The 6368-nt window shown below is 66.8% G+C and carries 6 protein-coding genes and 1 pseudogene; 4 read left to right on the top strand and 3 right to left on the bottom strand.

Going from position 1 to position 6368, the window contains the following annotated elements:
- From RMO97_RS01595 to RMO97_RS01585, 3 genes are all read left to right on the top strand, one after another.
- Positions 1 to 991, top strand: a 991-nt coding sequence (locus RMO97_RS01595; protein WP_310538808.1) for a VWA domain-containing protein, incomplete at its 5' end; no start/stop codon positions are given.
- A 75-nt stretch (positions 992 to 1066) separates the two neighbouring features.
- Positions 1067 to 1723: a TetR/AcrR family transcriptional regulator gene (locus tag RMO97_RS01590; protein ID WP_310538807.1), complete on the top strand. Its 657-nt coding sequence runs from the start codon at positions 1067 to 1069 to the stop codon at positions 1721 to 1723.
- A 3-nt stretch (positions 1724 to 1726) separates the two neighbouring features.
- Complete coding sequence (locus RMO97_RS01585) at positions 1727 to 2893, top strand: MFS transporter (protein ID WP_310538806.1); 1167 nt, start codon at positions 1727 to 1729, stop codon at positions 2891 to 2893.
- Here RMO97_RS01585 and RMO97_RS01580 read toward each other — a convergent pair.
- Both RMO97_RS01580 and RMO97_RS01575 read right to left on the bottom strand, forming a co-directional pair.
- Positions 2865 to 4289 (bottom strand): UdgX family uracil-DNA binding protein, encoded by a 1425-nt coding sequence (locus RMO97_RS01580; protein ID WP_310538805.1) that lies wholly within the window; start codon positions 4287 to 4289, stop codon positions 2865 to 2867. The genes RMO97_RS01585 and RMO97_RS01580 overlap by 29 nt on opposite strands.
- Complete coding sequence (locus tag RMO97_RS01575; RefSeq protein WP_310538804.1) at positions 4289 to 5515, bottom strand: putative DNA modification/repair radical SAM protein; 1227 nt, start codon at positions 5513 to 5515, stop codon at positions 4289 to 4291. The genes RMO97_RS01580 and RMO97_RS01575 overlap by 1 nt, the downstream gene beginning before the upstream one ends.
- Positions 5516 to 5621: 106 nt before the next feature.
- Between RMO97_RS01575 and RMO97_RS01570 the strand changes: the two genes are divergently transcribed.
- The gene (locus tag RMO97_RS01570) at positions 5622 to 5906 is read left to right on the top strand and encodes a GIY-YIG nuclease family protein (protein ID WP_310538803.1); all 285 of its coding nucleotides are present in this window, start codon (positions 5622 to 5624) and stop codon (positions 5904 to 5906) included.
- A gap of 52 nt (positions 5907 to 5958) precedes the next feature.
- Here the strand turns inward: RMO97_RS01570 and RMO97_RS01565 are convergent.
- Positions 5959 to 6368: pseudogene (locus tag RMO97_RS01565) on the bottom strand (penicillin-binding protein); the annotation flags it as partial.

The following is a 6368-nucleotide window of genomic DNA, read 5'->3' as shown; positions in this document are numbered from 1 at the left end:
GGGGCTGGAGAAGGTCGACGGGATCGGGGCCATGGACATCCCGGCCGAATGGCTGAAGCGCCTGTCCGACCAGTTCCTCACCGACGAGGAAAAGGCGCAGATCGAGGCCATGGGCGGCTTCGACAAGCTGATGGAAGCCCTGGCCGAACAGATGCGCAAGCAGCGCGAAGAGGGCGACGGGGACGGCGAAGGCAAGGGGCAGAACGGCCAGAAGGGCGACGGCAGCTCGCCATTCGGCGCCAACGGCTACCATCCCGAGGGCGTGCGCATCGGCCAGGAGAAGGGCCGCCACGGCAAGGCGGTCAAGGTCTGGGACAAGCGCGAGTACAAGAACCTCGACGACTCCGTCGAGCTGGGCACCCGCAACATCAAGGTGGCGCTACGCCGCCTGCGCAAATGGGTCCGCGATGGCGCCGCCGAAGAGCTGGACATGAACGCCACCATCAAGGGCACGGCGGAGAAGGGCTATCTGGACATCAACCTGCGTCCGGAGCGCCGCAACAAGATCAGCGTCCTGATCTTCTTTGACATCGGCGGCTCGAAGGACAGCCACATCAAGGTCTGCGAGGAACTGTTCTCAGCGGCCCGTTCCGAATTCAAAAACATGGAGTTCTACTACTTCCACAACTGCCTCTATGAGAGCGTCTGGAAGGACAACCGCCGCCGCCACGCGGAGAAGCTGAACACCTGGGATATCCTCCACAAATATTCCCACGACTACAAAGTCATCTTCGTCGGCGACGCCACCATGAGCCCCTACGAGATCACCTATCCGGGCGGCTCGGTGGAGCACTGGAACGAGGAAGCCGGCGCGGTCTGGATCGACCGGGTGGCGGGCATCTACGAGAACATGGTCTGGCTGAACCCCACCGCCGAACGGCACTGGGACTACACCCCCTCGATCGAGCTGATGAAGCAGCTGGTTGGCGACCGGATGTATCCGCTGACCATCGAAGGCCTGGACAAGGCGATGCGGGAACTCTCGCGCTAAAAAGGTCGCAGGCGGACAATCGTTTGCGACACGCATTAGCCTGCTAAGCTGTTCGCGAACCTTGAGGATTCGCCTGTGACCGATCCGGTGCCGGCCAACGACCCCGATCCGCCCAATGAGGCCGCCACCAAGGCCGCGGTCTTCGCCGCCGCTGAGCGGCTGTTTGCCTTGCACGGCTTCCAGAACGTCTCGGTGCGCGACATCACCGCCGAGGCCGGGGTCAACCTCGCCTCGGTGAACTACCACTTCGGGTCCAAGGACGCCCTGCTGTTCGAGATCTTCCGGCGCCGCACCGGGGAGCTGAACCGCGAGCGCGCCCGGATGCTTCACGAGGCCCGCGACCGCCACAACGGCAAGCCGCCGGTGCGCGACATCCTGGCGGCCCTGTTCACCCCACCGCTGAGGTGGGCCTCGCCCGAGAACGATCGCCGGATCTCGGTGCAGTTCATCATCCGCGCCCGCAGCGAGGGGACGGCGGAGATGCGCGAGGCGCTGACCAACGACGTCTCCCACCTGGCCCGCTTCGCTGACGCCCTGATCGCGGCGCGGCCGGATCTGCCGCGGGAGAGCGTCTACTGGCGGCTGCATTTCTGCCTGGGCATGGTCCACAACAACCGCTTCGCCGAGTTCGACCGCCTGCACGTGCTGTCGGACGGCGCCACCCGCGAGAGCGACATCGACGGCCTGCTGAAGCGGATGCTCGACTTCGCCGAGGCCGGCTTCCTGGCCTAGCCCATGCCGGCCTTCGTCGGGCGGGTCTATCTCTTCAAGGCCCTCGACGCCTTCGTCCTGATCTACCCGCTCTACACGGTGATGTTCGTCGATCATGGCCTGACGCCGGTCCAGATCTCGGCGACCCTGATGGCCTGGTCGATCACCGCCTTCATCCTGCAGATCCCGTCCGGCGTCCTGGCCGACCGCTATTCGCGGCGCTGGATACTGGCCGGCGCGCAGATCCTGCGGGTGATCGGCTTCCTGGTCTGGATCGCCTCTCCCAGCTTCCTGAGCTGCCTGGTGGGAATGATGCTTTGGGGGGCCAAGAGCGCCTTCACCAACGGGGTGTTCGAGGCGCTGGTCTATGACGAGCTGCACGGCGAAGACCGGGCCGACGACTATAGCCAGGTGATCGGCCGCGCCCAGGGGGTGGGCTTCGCCGCCGTCCTGGCCGCCTCGCTCAGCGCCTCGGTCTCGGTTCAGTTCGGCTACACCGCGATCCTGTGGGCGAGCGTCTTCGTGGTACTGGGGGCCGCCGGCGCTGCCGTCGCCCTGCCCCGGGCGCGCAAGACGCTGCGCACGAACCGGCACTATCTGGCGCTGCTGAAGCAGGGCTTCCACACTGTGGCCGGCGCGCCGCTGATCCTGGGCCTTATCGCCTTCGCCGCCCTGAGCAACGCCTTCGGCGGCGGGCTGGAGGGGTTCTGGCCGATCTTCGGAACGGAGACGGGCTTGCCCGCCTCGCAGGTCGCCCTCTTCGTGGCCGCCATCAGCGCCGCCCAGGCCGGCGGCTCGCTCACCGCCCACCGTCTGCGCCGGGCGACGACCCCCGTGTTCTTCGCCCTGTTCGCCGCCATCGGCCTGTTGATCGCCGGGGCGGCGGCCAGCCTGCAGCCCTGGTCGGTGGCCTTGATCATCCCGGCCGCCGGGCTCTTCAAGGTGGTGGATGTCAACTTCGACGCCCGCCTGCACCACGCCATCCCGACGGAGACCCGCGCCACCGTCGCCGCGGTGAAGAGCTTCTCAGGCCAGGTCATCATGACCGGCATGCTGATGGTCTTCGGCGTCCTGGCCCAGGGGGTGTCCTACCGGATCGCCTTCACGGCCTGCGGCGGCGCCATCGTCCTGATCGGCCTCGTCGCCCTGGTCTGGAACCGGCTCAGGCCGCCAGCCCCCACGCAAACCTGAGATCCTGGACGAACAGGGCGTAGGCCTTGGCCTTCGCCTCGGCGTCGGGCTCGCGCAGCAGGTAGGAGGGGTGATAGGTCACCACCCCCTGGGCATGATCTGGCAGTTGCAGGGCGACCCCGCGAGTCTTGCCGATTGGCGTCGCCTTGCCGAACACGCTGAGGGCCGCCGTGGCGCCCAATGAGACCACCACGCGGGGTCGGATGAGCCTGCGCTCTGCGTCCACCCACCAGCGGCAGGCGGTGACCTCGGACGGGTTGGGCGTCTGGTGAATGCGGCGCTTGCCGCGCAGCTCGTGTTTGAAGTGTTTCACGGCGTTGGTGACATAGGTCTCGGTGCGGGGCACGCCCGCATCGGCCAGCGCCCTGTCCAAGACCTGACCCGCGGGGCCGACGAAGGGCCGACCGGCTAGATCCTCCTGGTCGCCGGGTTGCTCGCCCACCAGCATCAGGCGGGCGTGGGCGGGTCCTTCGCCGGGCACCCCCTGTGTCGCGTCCTTGTAGAGCGGGCAGCGGTGGCAGGCGTCAACGCCGACGGCCACCTCCTCCAGGCTCTGAGGCGCCAGGGCGTCATAGGTGGCGTCGCGGGCGGTCCTGGCCATCTGCCGGATCACACGGTTGGGCTGGCTGGGAGCTTGGGCGACCATCAGGTTTGTCCGCCCCTTGGCGGCGGCGATCAGATCGGGAATGAGCCGCGCCTCCGGCAAGTTCCGCCAATAGCGCTTGGGCATCTCCTTGGTCATGGCGTCGACCTTCAAGCGGGCGGGGTTGAAGATCGAGGCGTAGTAGGTGCGCCAGTAGTCCTCCAGGGCGTCCTCGCCCGGCGCGTCAGCCGGGTCGGCGCCGGGGGTGACCGCCAACTGCGCACCGTTCCAGTGGATGCAGCTGTCCGGCGTCAGGATCGACCAGATCATGTTGGCGAAGCGCTTGGCGAAGAAGGGCGCGACCGACTCGGTCACCCGATGGGCCGGTTCGAACCAGGCGGCGTAGGCTTCCGGGTCGGCGCCCACGGCCCGGAAGCGGACAAAGGCCTTCATCTTGTGAGCGGCCTTGCTGACCTGGCGGGCGAAGTCGTTGGCTCGGGCGACATCAGGGTCGGTGGCGATGCGCAGCAGGTTTGGCTCGGCCGCCATGCGCCAGAGCATGCGGTACAGCAGGGAAAACCGTTCGGCCGAGCGGTGCAGGATCACAGCCTCGGCCAGCTCCAGGAACTCCCGGCTGACCGTAAAGCCGCCTGTCGATGGCGCCGCCAGCGGCGCGGGATCGGCGAACAGGTCGCCTTCCCCGTCCACGGTCCAGATCACGGTGTCGGGCGCCGCGCCCTGGCCGCGCAGGCTTCGCGCCGCCTCGCGCCAGCCGGCGAAGTCGATCTCCGACGCCAGCCTGACGACGCGCATCAGAACAGGCTCAGTTGGGTCGGAGGCGCCAGCCGCGTGCGCAGGTCGGCCTTGTCGGTGAGCGCGCCCGGCCGCCAGTCGGCCGTGACGATGAAGGGCTTCAGCTTGTCGAGCCGCCGGGTCAGGCGCTTCACGTCCTCCAGGGTCAGCTGCTTATAGCGGCGGATGTCGATCATGCGTTCGACACTGCGCACGCCCAGCCCCGGCACGCGCAGCATGGCCTCGCGCTCGGCGGTGTTGAGGTTGACGGGGAAGTCGCCGCGATTGCGCAGGGCCCAGGCCAGCTTGGGGTCGATGTCGAGGTCCAGATCGACACCCTCAACGGTGATCTCGTCGTGGGTGAAGCCGTAGAAGCGCATGAGCCAGTCGGCCTGGTAGAGGCGGTGCTCGCGCATCAGGGGCGGGCGGACCGGGGGCAGGCGCGAGGTGGTGTCGGGGATGGGGCTGTAGGCCGAGTAGTAGACCCGGCGCATCCCGTAGGCGCCATAGAGGCCGGCGCTCTTGGCCAGGATCTCGCCGTCGGTGGCGGCGTCGGCGCCGACGATCATCTGGGTGGACTGGCCGGCCGGGGCGAACTTGGGAGGCTTGGTTTTCCCAACCTTTTCCGTGGTTTGATCGATGCCGAGGCGGACCCGACCCATGGCCTTCTTGATGCCGACCGCATCCTTCTCGGGCGCGAGGTCGGCCAGGCTGGCGTCGCGGGGCAACTCGACATTGATGGAGATGCGGTCGGCGTAGAGGGCCGCCTCATTGACCAGAGCCGGAGAGGCCTCGGGGATCACCTTGAGGTGGATATAGCCCCGGAAGTCGTGATCGATCCGCAGCGACTTCGCCACCCGGACCATCTCCTCCATGGTGTAGTCGCCGCTCTTGATGATGCCGGAAGAGAGGAACAGGCCCTCGATATAGTTGCGCTTGTAGAAGGACAGGGTCAGGTCGACGACCTCGGCCACCGTGAACCGGGCGCGGGGGGTGTTGGAGGACACCCGGTTGACGCAATAGGCGCAGTCATAGACGCAGAAATTGGTCAGCAGGATCTTCAGCAGGCTGATGCAGCGGCCGTCGGGGGCATAGGCGTGGCAGATGCCCATGCCGCCGTCCGTGGAGCCCACGCCTTTCCCGCCCATCGAGTCCCGCTTCACCGTCCCGGACGAGGCGCAGGAGGCGTCGTACTTGGCGGCGTCGGAGAGGATTTCGAGTTTGCGCTTCAGCGTCAGGGCCACCATGCGATGACCCTAATGTTCTAGTTTTGTTCTGTAAAGTTTTGGCCTATTGTGGAGCTTCATAATTCCGCTCATCCCCGCGAAAGGGGGGACCCAGGCTTTTTCGGCGATGAGCTTCTACACCTACATTGTCGCCAGCCAGCGCAACGGCACGCTCTACATCGGTTCGACAGACAACCTGTCTCGGCGAAGCTGGGAGCACCGCGAGAAACACCGGCCCGGTTTCACGGCCAAGTACAATGTCTCGATCCTGGTTCACTACGAGACGTTCGAGACTCGCGAGGGCGCTTTTCGCCGCGAGCGGCAGATGAAGAAATGGAATCGGGCCTGGAAACTCGAACTCATCGAGCGGTCCAACCCCGGATGGGTGGATCGGTCTGGAGATCTCGTCTGACAAAAAAGCCTGGGTCCCCGCTTTCGCGGGGATGAGCGGAGTGGGGGTGGGCTTACAGCTTGGGCGCCTCGGCAGCCGGGACTGGGGCCGGTTCGGACACGGGCGGAATGGGCGCAACCGGCGCGTCGGGCGGGGTCTCGGCGGTGGGCGCCTCAGCCCCTTCCGGCAGGGCCCCGTCGGCGGGCAGTTCGGGGATGGTCAGGTCCTCGGTCTCGATCGGCGGCGCTTCCACCAGGGCGGTCTTGGGGCGGTCGCGGTTGACCGCGTAGGTGACAAACTCTTTCCAGATCTTGGCGGGCAGGCCGCCGCCGACCACGCCGTTCATGGAGGCGTTGTTGTCATTGCCAACCCAGACGCCGACCACGAGATCGCCGACATAGCCGATGAACAGGGCGTCCCGGTAATCCTGGGTGGTGCCGGTCTTGCCGAAGGCGCCGGGCATGGCGGCCTCGATGCCGGTGC

The sequence above is a fragment of the Phenylobacterium sp. genome, assembly GCF_031425575.1.
Taxonomy (GTDB): Bacteria; Pseudomonadota; Alphaproteobacteria; order Caulobacterales; family Caulobacteraceae; genus Phenylobacterium.
The sequence above is the reverse complement of the archived record's forward strand: the minus strand, read 5'-3'. Positions and strand labels throughout refer to the sequence as shown.

Bases quoted from the DNA above. Each gene is read 5' to 3' on its own strand.
- RMO97_RS01575 (WP_310538804.1), bottom strand. From the start codon at position 5,515: ATGGTGGCCCTGACGCTGAAGCGCAAACTCGAAATCCTCTCCGACGCC.
- RMO97_RS01580 (WP_310538805.1), bottom strand. From the start codon at position 4,289: ATGCGCGTCGTCAGGCTGGCGTCGGAGATCGACTTCGCCGGCTGGCGC.
- RMO97_RS01585 (WP_310538806.1), top strand. From the start codon at position 1,727: ATGCCGGCCTTCGTCGGGCGGGTCTATCTCTTCAAGGCCCTCGACGCC.
- RMO97_RS01570 (WP_310538803.1), top strand. From the start codon at position 5,622: ATGAGCTTCTACACCTACATTGTCGCCAGCCAGCGCAACGGCACGCTC.